Annotated in this window: 20 protein-coding genes; 8 read left to right on the forward strand and 12 right to left on the reverse strand. The window is 67.1% G+C overall.

Annotated features, from left to right (window positions below):
* The first annotated feature begins 14 nt into the window (after positions 1-14).
* From CR918_RS15645 to CR918_RS15660, 4 genes are all read left to right on the forward strand, one after another.
* The gene (locus tag CR918_RS15645; protein WP_099785363.1) at positions 15-647 is read left to right on the forward strand and encodes a 2-hydroxychromene-2-carboxylate isomerase; all 633 of its coding nucleotides are present in this window, start codon (positions 15-17) and stop codon (positions 645-647) included.
* A 95-nt stretch (positions 648-742) separates the two neighbouring features.
* On the forward strand, positions 743-1684 hold the full coding sequence (locus tag CR918_RS15650; RefSeq protein ID WP_099843636.1) for a DegV family protein: 942 nt from the start codon (positions 743-745) through the stop codon (positions 1682-1684).
* 78 nt (positions 1685-1762) lie between these two features.
* The gene (locus CR918_RS15655) at positions 1763-2101 is read left to right on the forward strand and encodes a hypothetical protein (RefSeq protein WP_025874099.1); all 339 of its coding nucleotides are present in this window, start codon (positions 1763-1765) and stop codon (positions 2099-2101) included.
* A gap of 171 nt (positions 2102-2272) precedes the next feature.
* Entirely contained in the window at positions 2273-2671 is a 399-nt protein-coding gene (locus CR918_RS15660) for a hypothetical protein (RefSeq protein ID WP_099843638.1), read from the forward strand.
* 93 nt (positions 2672-2764) lie between these two features.
* Here CR918_RS15660 and CR918_RS15665 read toward each other — a convergent pair whose 3' ends face one another.
* The 4 genes from CR918_RS15665 to CR918_RS15680 all read right to left on the reverse strand — a co-directional run bounded on the left by CR918_RS15665 (position 2765) and on the right by CR918_RS15680 (position 7877).
* Entirely contained in the window at positions 2765-4174 is a 1410-nt protein-coding gene (locus CR918_RS15665; RefSeq protein ID WP_099843640.1) for an efflux transporter outer membrane subunit, read from the reverse strand.
* Positions 4171-5253 (reverse strand): HlyD family secretion protein, encoded by a 1083-nt coding sequence (locus tag CR918_RS15670; protein ID WP_099843642.1) that lies wholly within the window; start codon positions 5251-5253, stop codon positions 4171-4173. The genes CR918_RS15665 and CR918_RS15670 overlap by 4 nt, the downstream gene beginning before the upstream one ends.
* Positions 5254-5275: 22 nt before the next feature.
* The gene (locus tag CR918_RS15675; RefSeq protein WP_099785371.1) at positions 5276-6805 is read right to left on the reverse strand and encodes an MFS transporter; all 1530 of its coding nucleotides are present in this window, start codon (positions 6803-6805) and stop codon (positions 5276-5278) included.
* A 154-nt stretch (positions 6806-6959) separates the two neighbouring features.
* Positions 6960-7877, reverse strand: a complete 918-nt coding sequence (locus CR918_RS15680) for a LysR family transcriptional regulator (protein WP_025874094.1) — start codon at positions 7875-7877, stop codon at positions 6960-6962.
* A 141-nt stretch (positions 7878-8018) separates the two neighbouring features.
* Here CR918_RS15680 and CR918_RS15685 point away from each other — a divergent pair, with 141 nt between their 5' ends.
* A complete protein-coding gene (locus tag CR918_RS15685; protein WP_059065132.1) occupies positions 8019-8459 on the forward strand; it encodes a universal stress protein in 441 nt (146 codons plus the stop codon).
* A gap of 170 nt (positions 8460-8629) precedes the next feature.
* On the opposite strand, the gene CR918_RS15690 is transcribed toward CR918_RS15685, so the two are convergent.
* From CR918_RS15690 to CR918_RS15710, 5 genes are all read right to left on the reverse strand, one after another.
* A complete protein-coding gene (locus CR918_RS15690) occupies positions 8630-10075 on the reverse strand; it encodes a GGDEF domain-containing protein (protein ID WP_099843644.1) in 1446 nt (481 codons plus the stop codon).
* 185 nt (positions 10076-10260) lie between these two features.
* Positions 10261-11091, reverse strand: coding sequence for an S-formylglutathione hydrolase (gene fghA / locus CR918_RS15695; RefSeq protein ID WP_099843646.1), 831 nt, complete (start codon positions 11089-11091; stop codon positions 10261-10263).
* Between the two features lie 50 nt (positions 11092-11141).
* Entirely contained in the window at positions 11142-12251 is a 1110-nt protein-coding gene (locus tag CR918_RS15700) for an S-(hydroxymethyl)glutathione dehydrogenase/class III alcohol dehydrogenase (protein WP_099843648.1), read from the reverse strand.
* Positions 12252-12314: 63 nt separating this feature from the next.
* Entirely contained in the window at positions 12315-12590 is a 276-nt protein-coding gene (frmR, locus tag CR918_RS15705; RefSeq protein WP_005411009.1) for a formaldehyde-responsive transcriptional repressor FrmR, read from the reverse strand.
* 56 nt (positions 12591-12646) lie between these two features.
* Positions 12647-13555 (reverse strand): LysR family transcriptional regulator, encoded by a 909-nt coding sequence (locus CR918_RS15710; RefSeq protein WP_099843650.1) that lies wholly within the window; start codon positions 13553-13555, stop codon positions 12647-12649.
* Positions 13556-13686: 131 nt separating this feature from the next.
* On the opposite strand from CR918_RS15710, the gene CR918_RS15715 reads away from it, so the two are divergent.
* Entirely contained in the window at positions 13687-14790 is a 1104-nt protein-coding gene (locus tag CR918_RS15715) for an alkene reductase (protein WP_099843652.1), read from the forward strand.
* 46 nt (positions 14791-14836) lie between these two features.
* Here the strand turns inward: CR918_RS15715 and CR918_RS15720 are convergent, their stop codons facing one another.
* Positions 14837-15406, reverse strand: a complete 570-nt coding sequence (locus tag CR918_RS15720) for a hypothetical protein (protein WP_099843654.1) — start codon at positions 15404-15406, stop codon at positions 14837-14839.
* A 34-nt stretch (positions 15407-15440) separates the two neighbouring features.
* On the reverse strand, positions 15441-15998 hold the full coding sequence (locus tag CR918_RS15725) for a hypothetical protein (RefSeq protein WP_133119694.1): 558 nt from the start codon (positions 15996-15998) through the stop codon (positions 15441-15443).
* A gap of 113 nt (positions 15999-16111) precedes the next feature.
* On the opposite strand from CR918_RS15725, the gene CR918_RS15730 reads away from it, so the two are divergent.
* Positions 16112-16528 (forward strand): VOC family protein, encoded by a 417-nt coding sequence (locus CR918_RS15730; RefSeq protein WP_099843658.1) that lies wholly within the window; start codon positions 16112-16114, stop codon positions 16526-16528.
* 67 nt (positions 16529-16595) lie between these two features.
* On the opposite strand, the gene CR918_RS15735 is transcribed toward CR918_RS15730, so the two are convergent.
* Positions 16596-17480 carry a LysR family transcriptional regulator gene (locus CR918_RS15735; protein ID WP_025874084.1) on the reverse strand — a complete coding sequence of 295 codons (885 nt, stop codon included), beginning with the start codon at positions 17478-17480 and terminating at the stop codon, positions 16596-16598.
* Between the two features lie 107 nt (positions 17481-17587).
* Here CR918_RS15735 and CR918_RS15740 point away from each other — a divergent pair, with 107 nt between their 5' ends.
* Positions 17588-18640 carry an NAD(P)-dependent alcohol dehydrogenase gene (locus CR918_RS15740; protein WP_099843660.1) on the forward strand — a complete coding sequence of 351 codons (1053 nt, stop codon included), beginning with the start codon at positions 17588-17590 and terminating at the stop codon, positions 18638-18640.
* The last annotated feature ends 77 nt before the right edge of the window (positions 18641-18717 follow it).

Genomic DNA, 18717 nt, shown 5'->3' on the forward strand with positions numbered 1-18717 from the left:
ACCAGGAGCCATCGATGCCCACTCTGCGCTGGTATTTCGACTTCGTCTCGCCCTATTCCTACCTGCACTGGCAGAAGGTGAAGCAGCTGCCGCAGTTCGGGCGCATCCAACCGGTGCCCATCGCCTTTGGTGCGGTACTGCACCATCTGGGCAACCTGGGCCCGGCGGAGATCCCGGCCAAGCGCCGCTTCATGTACCGCCAGCTGCTGTGGACTGCGCAGGCCGAGGGCACCCCTCTGCGCTTCCCGCCCGGGCACCCGTTCAATCCGCTGGCGGCCCTGCGCCTGTGCCTGGCCGCCGGTGCCAGCACTGCGGCGGTGGACGTGCTGTTCGACTGGATCTGGCGCGACGGCCACGCCGGCGACACGGCCGAGGCCCTGCGCGAACCCGCCGCCCGGCTGGGTATCAGCGACGTAGAGGCGGCCATTGGCGAGCCGGCAATCAAGGAACAGCTGCGACGCAACACCGATGCGGCGATCGAGGCCGGGGTGTTCGGTGTGCCGACCCTGGCCATCGATGGGGAACTGTTCTGGGGCAACGATAGCCACCCGCTGATGGCGGCGGTGCTGGACGACCCGGGCCTGCTGGATCGCCCCGACTGGCAGCAGGCGGTGGCCCTGCCGGTGGCGGTGCAGCGCAGTCGCTGAACAGGGAGCGGCGCGTTTCCCTCGCGCGCCCGCCCCCGTTTTGAGATAGTTTTCACATTTCCGAACCTACAACCGCCCTGGAGGGGGAGCCGCGGATGCGCATCGGAATCGTCGTCGACTCGGCCTGCGACCTGCCGCAGGACTTCATTGCCGAGCACAACATCGTGCTGCTGCCGATCACCGTGCGGATCGGCGAAGCGGTGCTCGCCGACCACCGCGACGAGCAGGCAACGCTCAGCTTCCTGCACGCGCACGTCGCCGAGCACGGCGCCGAAGCGGAGACCATCCCCTTCAGCGTCAACCAGATCCGAGACCTGTTCCTGCAACGCTTGGTGATCGACTACGACCATGTGTTCTGCATGACCATCACCAAGACCCGCAGCCCGATCCACGACAACGCACTGCAGGCCAGCTTCGCCATCCTCAACGACTACAAGCCGGTGCGGCAGGCGGCCGGCTTCAACTCGCCGTTCGCGCTGCGCGTGCTGGATACCCAGAACCTGTTCGCCGCCCAGGCGGTGACGGCGGTGGAAGCGGTGCGCCTGCGCGCCAGTGATGCCAGCGTGCAGCAGATCCGCGAGCGCCTGGAAGAACTGGCCGGCAACGTGCACGGCTACATGGTCACCCGCGACCTGTACTACATGCGTGCCCGCGCCCGGCACAAGGGCGACCGCAGCGTCGGCCTGCTCAGCGCCGCACTGGGCAGTGCGCTGGACATCAAGCCGGTGTTGCATGGCTATCGCGGGCAGACCGGGCCGGTGGCGAAGATCAAGGGTTTCGACAATGCCGTGCTGAAGCTGTTCGGCGTGGTCGGCCGGCGCGTACGCGCCGGCCTGATGACGCCGACCGTGTGCGTCAGCTACGGCGGCGAACTGGACGAGCTGCGTGCCCTGCCCGGCTATGCGCAGATGAAGGAGGTCTGCGCCGGCCATGGCGTGACCGTGTACGAATCGGTGATGAGCCTGACCGGCATGGTCAACGTCGGCAAGGGCGCGGTCACCGTGGGTTTTGCCGATGGGCCGCATCGATTTGAATGAAGGCCAACCGCGCTCTGGAATCTGCACATCGATTCCACCGCGCCTATGCCAGCCTAGCCGCACCTCAAGGAGATCAACATGCCTGCGCAGTACCACATCAGCCTGCCCGAACCGTCCAAGGCCCGCGGCAACGACCCCGACCTGTCTTTCCATTCGCAGGGCGCTGCCGGCTTCGCCGAAGAACTGCAGAACGCGCTGCGCAATGGCAGCCTGTTCGAGCGCTGGCGCGACAAGCAGCCGGACCCGGATGCGGTGGAGCCGCAGTGGGGGGCGACCGATCCGGAGGCCACCGTGACCGGTGAGCAGAAGGACCTGCGCATCAACCTGGTGGCCACCACCCGCATCGACAGTGACGTGTTCAAGCAGCGCCTGCGCCTGCTGGCCGGGCACCACTGGGAACTGCGCGACGTGCGCTGAGTTCCGGCTCTGGTAGGCGCCAACCTTGGTTGGCGCTTTCCTGAAGGCTGCCAACCAAGGTTGGCCACTACCGGCTTCACCTTGCCGAGCTGCCGGCCAGCGGCCGGCACTACCCGGCATCTGGGTGTGCTGGTATCGTGCCGCCGCCAACGGTGACCGCACGGATTGCACATGGACCCCAAGCTGAAAGCGCTCATCGAGCAGACCAACCTGTCGGACCTGCTGCCGTCGGCGACTCAGGACATGGACCTGCAGCAACCGGTAGCGCCGCCGGAACCCGCAAAACCGCAGCCCGCCCGTTCCACCAACGATGCACTGCAGGTGCATTTCGGTGGTACCGACATGGTCGGCAAGCTCGCCAATGCGCCCACCAGTGGACGGATAAAGACCTTCGCCATGATCCTGCTGGGCGGGCCGACCATCGTGTTCGGCCTGCTTCTGCTGGGCATGGTCTGGACCGAGCCTGGCAAGTCGGTGGTCGCGCTGGTCTACGGCACGCTCATCGCAGCGGTGTTGATCGGTATCTGGCCCTATCTCCTGTTCCGCAAGCGCGAAAAGCCGGCGGCCTGACGCGGGCTGCCTGCCAGGGTAGTGCTGGCTGTGGCCGGCAACTCATGCAGACGGCACCTGCCGGCCAGCGGCCGGCACTACCCATCCTGCGCCTTACCAACCGCCGCCCAGTGCGCGATACAGCTCCACGCGCGCAATCGCGGCGGTCGCCTGGCTGTTGGCCAGCGCGGCCTGGTTGTCCAGCGCGATGCGCTGGGTGCTCAATACATCCAGCATGTCGACCACGCCGGCCTGGTACTGCCGACGCGCCGCACCCAGCGCCGTCTCGCTTTCATCCACCGCCACGTGCAGCTGCGCGGCACGCTGCTGTTCGGCGGCATAGCCGTCGATGGCATCGTCCACTTCATGCCAGGCCTGCAGCACGGTACGGCGGAACTGCAGGGCCGCCTGTTGCTGCTGCAGCCTGCTCAGCGCCAGGTTGGCCTTCAGGCGTCCGCCCTGGAAGATCGGCAGGCTGATCGACGGGCCGATACTGAAGCGATGCGCGTTCCAGCCATCCAGATCATCCAGCTGCCTGGCCTGGAAACCGGCATCGCCATTCAAGGTGATGCGCGGCAGGAAGCTGGCCTTGGCCACGCCAATTCCCGCCGTGGCAGCATGCAGCGCAGCCTCGGCACGGCGGACATCCGGGCGACGCTCGGCCAGTTCACTGGGCACGCCCACGGCCACGGTCGGCAACGCGGGCCAATCGCGACGCGCGCTCTGCAGCTGCGTATCCAGTGCCTGCGGCGGCTGTGCCAGCAGGAACGCGAGTGCATTGCGCAGCTGCGATTCGCGGTGCCGCAGCGGTGCGATGCGAGCCTGCAGCGATGCCACCTGCGCCGCCGCACTGGAGACCTGCAACGTGCTGGCCACGCCCTGGCGCTGGCGCGCTTCGGTCAGCCGCTTGATGTCGTGGGCGATGCTGAGGTTGTCCTCGGTGATGGCCAGCAGCTGGCGCGTTGCGCGCAACTGCAGGTAATCACGCGCGGTCTCGGCCAGCAGCGCGATGCGCACCGCGTGTGCATCTTCCTCAGCCATCTGCACGCGTGCGTCGGCCGCTTCCACCTGACGGCGTACGCGTCCCCACAGATCCAGTTCCCAGCTCATGCCGATGCCGGCCTGGAACAGCCCATAGTCATCGCGGCCGCCATTACCGGACGGATCGTTCAGGCCTACCTGGCTGTTGCGCGCGCGTACGCCACTGGCAGTGGCGCCGACGCTGGGCAGCCGGTCGGCCGCGGTGACGCCACGCGCGGCGCGGCTCTGCTGCACCCGGTTGGCGGCCAGCTGCAGGTCGAGATTGGCCTGTAGTACCTGCGTCGCCAGTTGCCCCAGCAGCGGATCATCGAAACCGGACCACCACCTGGCGTCGTCATCCAGCGCAGCTGAAGCCACCGCTTCGCCCTGCCACTGCGTGGGCAGTTCGGCCTGCGGGCGCACGAAGTCCGGGCCCAGCGTGCAGGCGGTCAACGCCGTGCACAGTGCCGCTGCAGCCAGTCCACGCGGGAATACGCGGATCATGCGCCTTCCCCGCCCGTGCGGTGCCGCTCGCGCTGTGCACTCTGCACCCGCTGCGGACGCTGCAGATCCACGCTGGCTTCCACCGACATGCCGGCCCGCAGTTGGCCCAGCAATGCCTGCTCCGGCTCCAGCACGATCTTCACTGGAATGCGCTGCACCACCTTGGTGAAGTTGCCGGTCGCGTTTTCCGGCGCCACCGCGGCGAACGTCACGCCAGTGGCCGGGGCGATGCTGTCGATATGGCCGCGCAGCCGCGTGCCGGGAAATACATCCACCGTCAGTTCGACCTGCTGCCCCGGCTGCATGCGGGTCATCTGCGTTTCCTGGAAGTTGGCGACCACGAAGGCGCGCTGCAGCGGCACCACCGCGGCCACCGGCGTGCCCGGGGTCAGGTAGGCGCCGACGCGCACTGCGCGGCGTCCCACCACGCCATCGATCGGTGCACGCAGCTCGGTGTGCGAAAGATCCAGTTCGGCGCGCGCCTGTGCGGCTTCGGCGCGCTGCACGGCCGCCTGTGCGGCCTGCACCCCGGCAGCGAGGATGTCGGTGCGCTGGCGTGCGGTCGACAACGCGGCCTGTCCCTGTTGCAGATGTGCACTGGCCACGGCCTGCTTCGACTGCGCCTGCTGCGCGTTCTGCACGGTACCGGCACCGTCGCGGGCCAGCTCGCGGTAACGCTGCTGGTCGGCGCTGGCCAGGGTCAGTTCGGCGCGGCTGACATCCATACTCGCCTGGGCGTGTTCGATCAGCGAGCCCTGCTGTGCCAGCGCCGCCTGCGCGTTGGCCAGCTGCGCGCGCGCATTGGCCAGGTCGGCGCGGGCGGCCAGCAACGCGACCTGGTAGTCGCGGTCATCGATGCGGGCCAGCACGTCACCGGCCTTCACCGCCTGGTTGTCTTCCACGTTCACCGCGCTGACGAAGCCGGCGATCTTCGGTGCGACCACGGTGTAGTCGGCGACCACATAGGCGTTGTTGGTGGTCTGGTGGCGGCCATCGCGCAGCAGCAGCCAGGCACCACCGGCCAGAAGCAGTACGCCCAGGCCGAGGCCGGCGTTGAGATACGTTCGATTGATTGTCATGGGGGAGTTCCTGCGAAGGGGATCAGGCCACGGCACGTGGCGGATGGATGCGGGTGGGCATCCAGGCAATGAGGGGAATGAAGGCCAGCGCGACCAACGCGACCAGCAGGTAGAGATCGGCCGAGGTCAACGCCTGCACCTGCGCATGCAGGCGCGCGCCAAGCTGCGGCCCTTCGGCCAGCCACGGCTGTTCGCCAAGCCGCTCGACCAGCACGGTGGAGTGGAAATGGCGGCGTCCCTGCGCGACCGCTTCCAGCACGCCGCTGGCCAGCACCGCAGCAAAGCCCTTGACCGTGTTGAACCACGCCGAGGCAAAGGGGCCGTCCTGTGGCGCCAGGCCGCCGGTGGCCAGCATCAGCAACGGCAGCACCGCCATCGGCTGCGCAAACACCTGCAGCAGCTGTACCCACAGGAAGTTGTCGCGTATCCAGCTGACGTCCAGATGCGCGCCCAGCCAGCAGGCCAGCGCCAGCAGGGCCAGGCCGGTGGCCTGCACCCAACGGCAATCGATCGCACGGATGTTCAGCAGTGCGGCGACCAACGGCAGCGCGATGACCTGCGGCACCGCCACCCACAGCAGCATCGGCGCGGTCTGTTGTGGGCGATAGCCCTGCACGCTGGCGAGGAAGCCGGAAGGAATGGAGATCACCGCCAGCAGCACGAACAGCACGCCACCGAGGGTAATCAGCGAGTAGCTGAGGTTGCGGTTGGCCAGCAGCTGCAGCTTGAAGAACGGCAGTGGATGGAACCACTCGTTGATGAAGAACAGCACCAGCAGACCCGCACCACCACCCAGCATCAGCGTGATCAACGACGAGTCGAACCAGTTCAGGCGCGGGCCCTGCACCAGGCCCAGTACCAGCAGCACCAGCGCCGGCAGGCCGAGCATCAGGCCGACGCCGTCGAACTGTGCGAAGCGCTCCAGCCGCAGGGGATCCTGTGGCAGGCCCCAGCCGACCATCGCCATCGCCGCCAGGCAATACGGCACGATCTGCCAGAACGCCCAGTGCCAGCCCACCTGCTCCACCCAGAATGCGGCCAGCGGAGTGCCCATGCTCGGGCCGAAGGTGGCGGTCAGTGCGTAGGCGGCCAGGCCGTACAGCTTGATGCCCGGCGGCAGGAAGCGCAGCGCCACGCTCATCAGCAGCGGCGGCAGCGCGCCCCCACACAGGCCCTGCAATGCGCGCAGCAGCAGAAAGGTCTGCAGGTTGGGGGCGAGCGGGCACAGCACGCCCAGCACCATGAAGCCGCCGATCATCGCCAGCGCAAAGCGGCGCAGCGAGAAGGTGGCTGCGCACCACGGTGCGAATGCCATCGCGCTGACCGACATGGCGCTGTACAGCGCCACGATCCAGCTGCCGTCATCGACGCTGAAACCCATCGCACCGCGGATGTCGGCCAGCGCGACCTTGGTGACGTTCTCGTTGAAACCCGACACCAGCACTGCCAGCAGCACACCGCACAGCCCAACCAGGATGCGCCGGTCGAAGCCGGGGGCAGCGACGGGCCGGGGCACTGCCGGCGCCGCGGGCATGGCGGCCGGCGTGCTCACTGCCGACTGCCGATCCGTGCAGTACACGGCATATATGGAGACATTGGATTGCGCTCGGTGGAACTTTCGGGAGCGCAGTCTAGAAAGGCCGTTGCCTGCGAAAAATGGCGTGCCCGGCATCGCAGGCGTGCGTCCGGCGCACGCCCGCGGGCAATCAGTGGTGGGCCGCCTCGACCGAATCGCACATGCCCTTGATCGCCCGCCGCAGCCACTGGTGGGCCGGGTCGTTGTCCATGCGTGGGTGCCAGGCCTGCACCAGCGCTACGGTCCGCACCGGCACCGGCAGCGGGAACATCCGCAGCGGCAGGCCCATGCGGGTGATGCGGTCGAGCATCACGCTTGGCATCTGCGGCAGCACCAGGTCCGAATCGGCGGCAGCAAAGATCGCGCCGTGGAAGGTAGGGATGACCACTGCCACCCGTCGTTGCAGGCCAAGCGCTGCCAGCTCTTCGTCGATCGGGCCATGCGCAAGCCCGCGCCGGGACACGGCGATGTGGTCGCACGCGGCGAAGCGCTCGACACTGATGTCGCCGTCGAACAACGGATGGTCCTCGCGTGCCGCGCCCAGCAGCGAGGTGGTGAACAGGTGCTGCACCTTGGTTTCCGGGCTGTGCTTGCCGGCCGTGCTGATGTACAGGTCGATCCGCCCCTGCACCATCGCATCGTCATCGGTATCGCCTTCGGGCACGAAGCGCAGCATGCAGCGCGGTGCCTGCTGGCGGAAGACATCACGCAGGCGGCCGCCATAGCTGCCGATGAACACATCGTTGGCGCGCACGCTGAACGTTCGTTCCAGCGTGGCCATGTCGACCTCGCGGCCCGCATTGAACACGCGGTGTGCCTGCTCGATCACATCGCGCACCTGCTCACGCAGTTCCAGCGCGCGTGGCGTGGGGGCGAGCCCACGGCCGGCGCGCACCAGCACCGGATCACCCAGGGCTACCCGTACCCGGCCCAGGGTACGGCTCATCGCCGGCGCACTGAGATTCATCCGTCGCGCAGCGGCCGCCACGCTGCATTCGTCGATCAGCACATCCAGTGCCAGCAACAGGTTCAGGTCCGGCAAGGGCATGGCAGTCTCCCGCAAATGGGATGACTCTACTGCAATCCAGATCATCCAGAATTGCGTTGTACGCACGTATTGACTGCGGCGCACGGCATGGGTGCGCGCGACGACATCAGCGACCATCAGCGCCCTGCAAAGGAGCTTTCCATGTTCAACACCCTGCTGGTCGCGCTTGATGGCGGCCCCCAGCACGACCGCGTGCTGGACCTGGCCGCCACCATGGCCGGCCCCCGCAGCCGCCTGCACCTGCTGTGCGTGCTTGACCCCGAATTCGCGCTGGCCGCTGGTGCCACTGATGCCGACCGCCGTGAGTATCCCGCCGCCGCCCGGCAGCAGGCGCATGCCGAAGCGGTACTGGCCGACGCCCTGGCCGAGCTGCGCGAGCGCGGCGTGGACGCCATCGCACAGCTGCCTTCCGGCGATCCTGGCGAAGTGATCAGCGCGCAGGCGCGTCGCCTGCAATGCGACCTGATCGTCATCGGCCACCGCCATCTGTCACGCCTGCAGCGCCTGTTCGAGCCCTCGGTGGGGCAATGGACGATCGACCATGCGCCTTGCCCGGTGCTGGTGGAAACACGTGATCCGTAGGTATCGCCACCATGGCGATGTACTGGCCTGCGGCGGCCTGACGCGGGCTGCCTGCCAGGGTAGTGCCGGCCGCTGGCCGACAACGCCTGCGCCTGCTGGATCCGACCGGGCGGTCGCGCCAGCCCCGATCAACCACGCACATTCCTGCCGTGGCAGTCGCGCAGCCATGCTCAACAGTCCAGCGTGTCGTGCGCGCCCCCGTCGTCGTCCAGCACGTGTGCGTGCAGGATCACCTGGTTGCGGCCCGCACGCTTGGCCGCGTACAGGCCGGCATCGGCATCGGCCAGCAACTGTTCGGCGGTGGCCAGCGCCGGCGGATGCAGGTAACCCACGCCCACGCTGATGCTGACCCGGCCTTCCGGCAGCGGCAGCGCTTCCACCGCCTCGCGCAGGCGCTCGGCCAGCGCCAGCACACCCGACAGTGGGCTGCCGGGCACGATCACCGCGAATTCCTCACCGCCATAGCGCGCCACGCTGTCGGCCGCGCGCCCGGCGGTGGCCTGCAGCACCGCCGCCACCGCCTGCAGGCAGCGGTCGCCGGCAGGATGACCGTGCTGATCGTTGAATGCCTTGAAATGGTCGATGTCCACCAGCAGCAATGCCAGCTCGCTGCCGCTGCGGCGCGCCCGGTTCCATTCGGCCAGCAGCAGCGTATCGAACTGACGGCGATTGGCTACGCCGGTCAGGCCATCCTGCCGCGCCATCTGATCCAGGCCGGCCTGTCGTTCCAGCAGGTCGAGCTGCAGCAACGTGCTGCGCAGGCTGAAGCCCAGCGTTGCCACCACGAACCCGGTCAGCGCCAACGGCCGCGCGTGGTCCACCACCAGGGTGCCGACCACCAGCAGCAACAAGGGCAGGATGATCGGTCCACCGGCCTGCACCAATCGCAGCAGGCGAGGATGCAGCACGAAGCCCGGTGCGGGTGCCTGGCGCAGCGCCAGCAGCGCCAGCAGCAGGAACGGCAGGTCGATCAGCAGATCGTTGTAGGCGCCGAACGACTGCTCGGCGGTGTAGTGATTGATGTAGAACGCAACCAGCAGATAAGACAGCGCATACAGCGCCAGCGCGCGGTAGAAGCTGCGCCGTTCAGGCGCATCGCCGGCGACCCAGCGCACCACCGCGAAACCGGCGATGCACAGGTTCTGGATGTCGAACATGCGCTGCATGTGCGCCATCGCCTGGTCGTCAATATCGATGCGGTCGGCGAAGGACTGGGTATGCACGAAGAACAACACACCCAGCAGGGCCGCCATCACGCCGTCGATCAGGCTGATGGTCCAGCGTTCGCGACGGGCGCGGGCCAGGATGAACACCAGCGGCACACCGTACAGCACATACAGCAGCAGGCTGGCGCGCGGGGTGATGTCGGCCCGTCCGGCGCCCAGTGCGTCTGCCATGTTGAAGGCCATGCCACCGGCCCAGAGCAGCAGCGCCACTGCAGTGGCACGCCAGCCCAGCGCAGCACGGTCGCGCTGGCCACGCCACAGGCAGGCCGCAGCCGCCAGCAGGGGTGCCACGGTCAGGAACACGAACGACCCCTCACCGGCCGCACCCGGCCAGAACGCCACGACCACGCCATGGCAGATCAGGAACATCAGCGCCAGCACAACCAGCATGCATCCCCCATGCGCAAGGCCGTATGGCGGCACGATAGCGCGCTGGCACGCCACAGCGGCGTGATCCACTGCGGCAAAACGGCACTCCGGGCACACGCTCTGGTCGTGCCGGCCGCTGGCCGGCAACCCCAGGGAATCACGGGTCTGCAGGTTGCCGGCCAGCGGCCGGCACTACCAGCAAAACGTCAGGCGTACAGCGCGCGGGCGTGGTGCGCGATGTGCTCGCCGATGAAGCTGGCGATGAAGTAATAGCTGTGGTCGTAGCCGGGCTGCAGGCGCAGGCTCAGCGGATGACCGGCAGCATCGCAGGCCTGCTGCAGGCGCTGCGGCTGCAGCTGGGTGTGCAGGAACTCATCCCCCTCGCCCTGGTCAACCAGCAGCGGCAGGCGCTCGCTGACGTGGGCCACAAGTTCGCAGGTATCCCACTGCGCCCAGTCGGCCGGGTTGTCACCAAGGTAGGCGGCGAATGCCTTCTGCCCCCACGGCACGTGGCTGGGTGCCACGATCGGCGAGAACGCCGACACGCTGCGGTAGCGGCCGGGGTTGCGCAGCGCGATCACCAGCGCGCCATGGCCGCCCATCGAATGGCCACTGATGCCTCGTGCGTCGGTTGCCGGGAAACCCGCCTCGATCAACGCCGGCAGCTCGTGAGCGACGTAGTCGTGCATGCGGTAGTGCTTGGCCCACGGCTGCTGTGTGGCGTTGAGATAGAAACCCGCGCCCTTGCCCAGGTCATAGCCCTCGGCATCGGCCACGTCATCGCCACGCGGGCTGGTGTCCGGGGCGACGATGATCACGCCGTGCTCGGCCGCATAGCGCTGCGCGCCGGCCTTGGTGATGAAGTTCTGCTCGGTGCAGGTCAGTCCGCTCAGCCAGTACAGCACCGGCAGCTTCCGGGTTTCCGCCTGCGGCGGCAGGTACACGGCGAACTGCATGTCGCAGCCCAGCGTGGTCGAATGATGGCGGTAGACATCCTGCCAACCGCCGGCACAGGCGCGGTGTTCGATACGTTCCATGAGGTTTCCTCCCGAGGGACGGCAGGCAAGCGCCTGCCGCCCGGCGCGGCTCAGTAGTGGACGACCGAACGGATCGACTTGCCTTCATGCATCAGGTCGAAGGCGTCGTTGATCTTGTCCAGGTCCATGGTGTGGGTGACGAACGGGGCCAGCTCGATATCGCCCTTCATCGCGTCTTCGACCATGCCCGGCAGCTGGCTGCGGCCCTTCACGCCACCAAACGCGGTGCCCATCCACTTGCGTCCGGTGACCAGCTGGAACGGGCGGGTGGAGATTTCCTGCCCGGCACCGGCCACGCCGATCACCACGCTCTGGCCCCAGCCACGGTGGGCGCATTCCAGCGCCGCACGCATCACGTTGACGTTGCCGATGCACTCGAAGCTGTGGTCCACGCCCCAGGTGGTCATCTCCACGATCACCTGCTGGATCGGCTTGTCGAAGTCCTTCGGGTTGATGCAGTCGGTGGCGCCGAATTCGCGGGCCAGCTCGAACTTGGACGGGTTGGTGTCCACCGCGATGATGCGCCCGGCCTTGGCCTGGCGCGCACCCTGGATGACCGCAAGGCCGATGCCGCCCAGGCCGAACACGGCCACGCTGTCGCCTTCCTGCACCTTGGCGGTGTTGTGCACCGCGCCGATGCCGGTGGTCACGCCGCAGCCGAGCAGGCAGACATGCTCCGGGTTCGCGTCCGGGTTGATTTTCGCCAGTGACACCTCGGCAACGACGGTGTATTCGCTGAAGGTCGAGCAGCCCATGTAGTGGTAGATCGGCTCGCCGTTGTAGCTGAAGCGGCTGGTGCCATCGGGCATCACGCCCTTGCCCTGGGTGGCACGCACCGACACGCACAGATTGGTCTTGCCGCTCTTGCAGAACAGGCATTCACCACATTCGGCGGTGTACAGCGGAATGACGTGGTCACCCGGCTTGACGCTGGTCACGCCCTCGCCCACCTCCACCACGATGCCGGCGCCTTCATGGCCCAGCACCACCGGGAACAGGCCTTCCGGATCATCGCCGGACAGGGTGAACGCATCGGTGTGGCAGACACCGGTGTGGGTGATCTTGACCAGCACTTCGCCCGCCTTCGGCGGGGCGACGTCGATCTCGACGATCTGCAGCGGCTGGCCGGGACCAAAGGCGACGGCGGCACGGGATTTCATGATGGCACTCTCCAGAAAGGGCTTGCGGAAAACAGGATGCGCGGCGCTGTGTCGCGCCGTCGTTCATTTCAGGTACGAGCGGATCAACGCACTCATGTCGCGCACGCGTTCGGCGCGTTGTTCATCGGAGGCGGCGGGCTGGCCGAACTCCTCGCGCAGGTGCGCTTCCATCACTTCGGACATCAGGCCGTTGACCGCGCCACGGATGGCGGCGATCTGCTGCAGCACCGGCCCGCAGTCGGCGCCGGCTTCCAGCGCGCGGTCCAGCGCATCGCACTGGCCGCGGATGCGGCGCACGCGGGCCAGAACCTTCTTTTTCTCTTCGGGAGAGTGCGGCATCGTGGGCCGGCCTCGGAACTATACTGGGGGATAGTATACAGGAGCCGATCCGGACCTCAATCGAACGCCCCCTCTGCGGCCAGCCGGGTCAGCTCTTCCACCACGTAACGCACCTTCGGCCGCAGATGCCGCGTCTGTGGCCACAGCGCATGGATGTCCACATGGTGCTGCGTGCAGTGGTCCAGTACCGACTGCAACGCACCGGATTCCAAGTGATGGCGCACCAGAGACATCGGCATCTGGCAGATCCCCAACCCGGCGATCGCCCCCTCGATCACCGCATCGCCATCGTTGAGCTGGTGCGTGGCACTGGGGATGAAGCTGCCGTTGGTGCCCTCGCTGCCGATCCGCCACGCCACCGACTGGCCATGACGGAAGCCGACCACGCTGCGATGGTCGCGCAGTTCGTCCAGCGTCTGCGGCACACCATAGGCCTGCAGGTAGGCCGGCGACGCGCAGGTCACCAGGCGCTGGCTGGCCAGCTTGCGCGCGACCAGGTGCTCGGCGTGATGCAGGCCGCCAAAGCGGATCAGCAGGTCGATGCCCTCTTCCACCGGGTCAACGAAGTGATCGGTGAAGGTCATCGTCAACTGCAGGTCCGGGTGTTCATTGCACATGCGCAGCAGTACCGGCAGCACCACCAGCCGCCCGAACGAGGACGGCATGTCGATGCGCAGGCGGCCGCTCGGCAGATGCGCAGCCGAGCTCAGGCAGGCTTCGGCCGCCGCGATTTCATCCAGGGCCGCGGCGCAGGAGGCGTAGTACGCCTCGCCGTCGGTGGTCAGCGCGATGCGCCGGGTGGTGCGATGGAACAGGCGCACGCCCAGCCGCGTTTCCAGCCGGGCGATGGCCTTGCCGACCGCCGAGCGGGAGATGCCCAGCGCGTCGGCGGCCTCGGTGAAGGTGGCCGAGCGCGCCGTGGTGACGAAGGTCGCCAGGCCATTCAGGGATTCGACGGGAAGCATCGGCAGGCTCGCTCATTGGGGACAGATTGTCCCGCCTGACGGGAAATCTACCGCCTTTATGTGCCCGCATGTCAACTCCATCATGGTGCTGTCGCGCCGTTGGCGCCCTCCCCCGCTCCGAGATGACTGACATGACCGCCGCCCTGTTCCGCCCCTTCGACCTCGCTGGACTACCCCTGCACAACCGCATCGCGATGGCGCCGATGACCCGCGCCCGCAACCCCGGCGCCATCGCCAATGCGCTGACCGCCCAGTATTACCGGCAGCGCGCCAGCGCCGGCCTGATCATCAGCGAAGGCACGCCGGTGTCGGCGCAGGGCCAGGGTTACATCGACGTGCCGGGCATCTGGTCGGCCGAGCAGGTGGCCGGTTGGACGCTTGTCACCGACGCTGTACACGCTGCGCAGGGCGCGATCTTCGCGCAGCTGTGGCACGTCGGCCGCATGTCACACGCCTCGCTGCAGCCCGACGGCGGCCAGCCGGTAAGCGCCGGCACGCGGCCGGTGGCGAGCGATCCGAAGAACACCTCGTTCGTCTATCTGGACGACGGCAGCCGTGGCCATGCCGATCCGACGCCGCCGCGTGCACTCAGCACGGAAGAAGTGCCGGGCATCGTCGCCGACTTCGTGCAGGGTGCCGACAACGCGATCGCCGCCGGCTTCGATGGCATCGAACTGCATGCGGCAAACGGCTATCTGTTCGAGCAGTTCCTCAACCCGGTCACCAATGACCGGCAGGACGTGTACGGCGGTTCGCTGCGCAACCGCGCGCGGCTGATCCTGGACACCGTGGATGCGATGGCCGCGCGCATCGGCGCGCACCGCATCGGCGTGCGCCTTGCGCCGAACAGCCAGGTCTTCGACATGCCCGCCTATGCGGAAAACGAAGCCAGCTATCTGTACCTGGCCGAGGAACTGGGCAAGCGCGGGCTGGCCTATGTGCATCTGAACGACAACTACCTGCACGGCGCACCGGCGATCGGCGAGGCCTTCCTCAAGGCCTTCAAGCAGGCTTACGGCGGCACGGTGATCCTGGCCGGCGGCATGACCCGCGAACGCGCCCTGCGCCTGGTCGAGGAAGGCATCATCGATCTGGCCGCCTTCGGCCAACCGTTCATCGCCAACCCGGATCTGGTCGAGCGCCTGCAGCGCGATGTCCCGCTGGCCATCCCCGACCGCAGCACTTATTACGGCGGCGGCAGCGAGGGCTACCTCGACTACCCGCCGGCCCCGTAGATCCACACCACGCGTGGATGCGGCGCGCCATTCGCCACCGAACACATCACGGCACCTTCTCGACCTTCGTCGAGTCCGAATCAAAGGTCAGCACACGGGTGCTGATCTCGCCCCTGGCCGAGTCCTTGCGGCTCAGCTCAAGCCGCCCCTGGTTGCCCTGCGCCACCAGGCTGGCGGCAAAGCTGCCCTCGTTGGACAGTGCCGTGATCACGGCGGTGCCATCGGGCGCGACTCTCATACCCGCCCGATCGCGAACCTTGTATCCCACGCCAACCGGTGCATCCAACGCCATTACCGCGCTGCCGTTGGCCATGGTGCCGATGCCACCGCGCTCATCGCCCTTCGCATCGTAGATGGTCATGCCCGTTGCGCGTGAGTTGCGGGCAATGTCACTGGCATCCTCGGCAATCTGCACGCGCGTGCGCCCTTCACTGTCGAGCACGGTCAGCTTGTAGGTACGGATCTCCGGCACTACGTCGGCATCGGGCGTGGCTACGCTGGTCCCGATCAGGGCCAACGATGCGCCCAGCGCGAACATCGAGGCAGCAAGCAGATTCCTGCGGCGCAGCCTGTGTTCCAGGCGTTCCAGGCGTACGGCTATATCCTGCTCATGCATGTTGCGCTCCCTGTTTGAGTCTGTGGTTGTTCCATCACCTGCTATCGGCCTCCACGTGGATCACACGGGTGGATGCTCGGCCTTCGGTGGAATCCACGCGGCTCACCTCCAACTGTCCTTCCGCCCCCTGCGCGATCAGCCTTGCGGCAAAGCCCCCGGCATTGGACAGGACACCGATGAGCGCCGAACCGTCCGCTCCCACTTTCATTCCGGCCCGATCTGACACGCGATAGCCGACGCCACGCGGCGCATCCAGGGCAACCGTAGCGCTGCCATCGTCGGCGGTGACCATGCCTCCGCATTCCTGTTCATTGCCATCGAAGATGATCAACCCCGCCACCCGGGCATTGCGCTTGATGTCCAGATCCGGCGCGTCCTCACCGATCTCCACCCGCTTGCGCCCTTCCTGATCAAGCACGATCAGGCGTTGGGTGCGGATCTCCGGAACAATGCCGACCTCCAGCCTGGCAAAACCGCGACCGGCCAGCACAATCGCCATCAATAGGACGGGGGTAGCTACCAGCAGCCAGCGCCATCGGCCTGCCCGTCGCTCCAGCTTGCGTACTCGCGCTTCCACTTCCAGATCCCGCATGGAATCCTCCCTGGCAACGAGGCCACCGATCGCAACGACCGGGCACTCCGATCCTGAACTACAGTTCGATCCTAGACCGCACATCCGTGCCCAACAACATGACGAAAGTCTCCATGAACTCCGTCACCACTTCGTTCATCGTCAACCTCGACGTGCCCGATCTTGCTGCCGCTGAAATCTTCTACACCGCAGCCTTCGACCTGCGGGTCGGCCGCCGCCTTGGCCCCGGTGCGCTGGAACTGCTCGGTGGCCCCACGCCGCTGTACCTGCTGCAGAACGATGCCGGCAGCGCAGCGACCGAAGACGGCGATGTGCGCGATTACGAGCGCCACTGGACACCCGTGCATCTGGACTGGGTGGTCGCTGACATCGACGCGGCGCTTGCCCGCGCGGTTGCGGGCGGAGCCGCGCTCGAACGTCCCATCCGCGAACGCCGCTGGGGAAAGATCGCCGTGCTGTCCGATCCGTTCGGCCATGGCTTCTGCCTGATCCAGTTCAGCGATGCAGGGTATGACGCGCTGGTCGAATGAATTGCTGGCTGCGTAGCGGGCGCCAATCCACGCATGGCGTGGATCTACTGATGCGGGTGATCGCCATTCACTCGCGCAGCATGTCCACGAACGCACGCAGCGCACCTGGCATCTGCCGCTGCTTCGGGTAATACAGCGCAAACCCGGCGAACGGTTCGCTCCAATCTTCCAGCACCGCCACCAGTCGGCCGTCGTCCAGATACGGCCGCGCGGTGTCTTCCAGCACATAGGCCAGGCCGATGCCATCAAGCACCGCGCCAACCACGGTGCCCTGCTCGCACAGCGTCAGCCGACCCGGTACGTCGATCTCCAGGGTCTGGCCATCGCGTTCGAACTGCCACTTGTACAGATGGCCGCTGGCGAAACGGAAACGTACGCACTCGTGCGCGGCCAGGTCGCGCGGATGCTGCGGGGCCGGCCGGCGCCGCAGGTACTCGGGTGAACCGACAATCAATCCGCGCAGCGGCGGCCCCATCGGCACCGCCACCATGTCCTCGGGCACGAACTCGTGCAGGCGCACGCCAGCGTCGTAGCCCTCGGCAACGATATCGACCAGGCCATCGTTCTCGGTCAGCTCCACCCGTACGTCCGGATGCGCGTGCAGGAACCGCGCCAGCCGCGGCCCCAACTGGGTCGCCACCGCCGCCCGCGTCGCATTGATCCGCAGCAGGCCGGCCGGCACCGCGCGGAAGTGGTTCATTTCCTCCAGCGCGTCATGCACCTGCCCCAGCGCCGGCTGCAGGCGCTCCAGCAGGCGCTGCCCGGCCTCGGTCAGGGCCACGCTGCGGGTGGTACGGTGGAACAGGCCCACCCCCAGCCGTTCCTCCAGCGCGCGGATCGCATAGCTCACCGCCGAGGTCGACAGGGCCAGCTCGGCACCAGCCCGGCGGAAACTGCGGTGGCGGGCGACCGCAGCGAAGGCGGCCAGGTGGGTCAGGTTGTCAGTGGCCATGATTGTGCAGTCTGCCTTGATGAATCATGCCGATATATACGCTTCTTACCCCGAGGTACGGAGCGTATTGTAAAACGCCTTTCGACAAACCCTGCCAAGGATTCCCCATGTCCCTCGCCCGTGGTTACGCCGCCCACACCCATACCGACCCGCTGGTGCCCTTCGAATTCGAGCGCCGCGCGGTTGGCCCGAACGATGTGCGCATCGAGATCCTGTACAGCGGCATCTGCCATTCCGACCTGCACCAGGCCCGCGACGACTGGGGTGGCTCGATCTACCCGATGGTGCCGGGCCACGAGATCATCGGCCGGGTCACCGAAGTCGGCAGCGAGGTCACCCGCTTCAAGGTCGGCGACCACGCCGGTGTCGGCTGCATGGTCGACTCCTGCCGCCATTGCGATGCCTGCCAGCACGACCTGGAGCAGTACTGCGCCGAAGGTGCGACCTGGACCTACAACGGCCGCGAGCGTGAAAGCGGCGCACCGACCTACGGCGGCTATTCCGACCACGTGGTGGTCGAGCAGCGTTTCGTGGTCAAGGTCTCCGAAACGCTGGACCTGAAGGCAGCCGCGCCGCTGCTGTGCGCCGGCATCACCACCTGGTCGCCGCTGCGCCACTGGAAGGTCGGCCCGGGCCAGAAGGTCGGCGTGATCGGTCTGGGTGGCCTCGGCCACATGGGCGTGAAGTTCGCCAAGGCGCTCGGCGCGCACGTGGTGATGATCACCACCACCCCGGAAAAGGGCGCCGATGCCAAGCGCCTGGGCGCTGACGAAGTGCTGGTTTCGCGCGATGCCGAGCAGATGAAGGCGCATGCCGGCAGCTTCGACTTCCTGCTCAACACCATCCCGGTCAGCCATGACACCAACCCGTACATGGGCCTGCTCAAGCGCGAAGCGACCATGTGCCTGGTCGGTGTGCTGACCGAACTGGACCCGCCGCTGACCGGTGGCAGCGTGATCTTCGGTCGCAGGAGCCTGACCGGCTCGGCGATCGGCGGCATGGCCGAAACCCAGGAGATGATGGACTTCTGCGCCGAGCACGGCATCGTCAGCGACGTGGAGATGATCGACATCAAGAACGTCAACGAAGCCTGGGAGCGCATGGCCAAGAACGATGTGCGCTACCGCTTCGTGATCGACATGGCCACCATCAAGGCCTGATCGCTGCGCTGATGGAATGAAAAACCCCGGCATTGCCGGGGTTTTTTTGCGAAAGCCCCCCGCCGGGCATGGCCCGG

This window comes from Stenotrophomonas indicatrix, from assembly GCF_002750975.1.
In the GTDB taxonomy this organism is placed as follows: Bacteria; Pseudomonadota; Gammaproteobacteria; order Xanthomonadales; family Xanthomonadaceae; genus Stenotrophomonas; species Stenotrophomonas indicatrix.

Bases quoted from the DNA above. Each gene is read 5' to 3' on its own strand.
- CR918_RS15715 (WP_099843652.1), top strand. From the start codon at position 13,687: ATGACCGCCGCCCTGTTCCGCCCCTTCGACCTCGCTGGACTACCCCTG.
- CR918_RS15740 (WP_099843660.1), top strand. From the start codon at position 17,588: ATGTCCCTCGCCCGTGGTTACGCCGCCCACACCCATACCGACCCGCTG.
- CR918_RS15735 (WP_025874084.1), bottom strand. From the start codon at position 17,480: ATGGCCACTGACAACCTGACCCACCTGGCCGCCTTCGCTGCGGTCGCC.
- CR918_RS15710 (WP_099843650.1), bottom strand. From the start codon at position 13,555: ATGCTTCCCGTCGAATCCCTGAATGGCCTGGCGACCTTCGTCACCACG.
- CR918_RS15690 (WP_099843644.1), bottom strand. From the start codon at position 10,075: ATGCTGGTTGTGCTGGCGCTGATGTTCCTGATCTGCCATGGCGTGGTC.
- CR918_RS15645 (WP_099785363.1), top strand. From the start codon at position 15: ATGCCCACTCTGCGCTGGTATTTCGACTTCGTCTCGCCCTATTCCTAC.
- CR918_RS15725 (WP_133119694.1), bottom strand. From the start codon at position 15,998: ATGCGGGATCTGGAAGTGGAAGCGCGAGTACGCAAGCTGGAGCGACGG.
- frmR (WP_005411009.1), bottom strand. From the start codon at position 12,590: ATGCCGCACTCTCCCGAAGAGAAAAAGAAGGTTCTGGCCCGCGTGCGC.
- CR918_RS15730 (WP_099843658.1), top strand. From the start codon at position 16,112: ATGAACTCCGTCACCACTTCGTTCATCGTCAACCTCGACGTGCCCGAT.
- CR918_RS15665 (WP_099843640.1), bottom strand. From the start codon at position 4,174: ATGATCCGCGTATTCCCGCGTGGACTGGCTGCAGCGGCACTGTGCACG.
- CR918_RS15655 (WP_025874099.1), top strand. From the start codon at position 1,763: ATGCCTGCGCAGTACCACATCAGCCTGCCCGAACCGTCCAAGGCCCGC.
- CR918_RS15685 (WP_059065132.1), top strand. From the start codon at position 8,019: ATGTTCAACACCCTGCTGGTCGCGCTTGATGGCGGCCCCCAGCACGAC.
- CR918_RS15680 (WP_025874094.1), bottom strand. From the start codon at position 7,877: ATGCCCTTGCCGGACCTGAACCTGTTGCTGGCACTGGATGTGCTGATC.
- CR918_RS15660 (WP_099843638.1), top strand. From the start codon at position 2,273: ATGGACCCCAAGCTGAAAGCGCTCATCGAGCAGACCAACCTGTCGGAC.
- CR918_RS15650 (WP_099843636.1), top strand. From the start codon at position 743: ATGCGCATCGGAATCGTCGTCGACTCGGCCTGCGACCTGCCGCAGGAC.
- CR918_RS15670 (WP_099843642.1), bottom strand. From the start codon at position 5,253: ATGACAATCAATCGAACGTATCTCAACGCCGGCCTCGGCCTGGGCGTA.
- CR918_RS15700 (WP_099843648.1), bottom strand. From the start codon at position 12,251: ATGAAATCCCGTGCCGCCGTCGCCTTTGGTCCCGGCCAGCCGCTGCAG.
- fghA (WP_099843646.1), bottom strand. From the start codon at position 11,091: ATGGAACGTATCGAACACCGCGCCTGTGCCGGCGGTTGGCAGGATGTC.
- CR918_RS15720 (WP_099843654.1), bottom strand. From the start codon at position 15,406: ATGCATGAGCAGGATATAGCCGTACGCCTGGAACGCCTGGAACACAGG.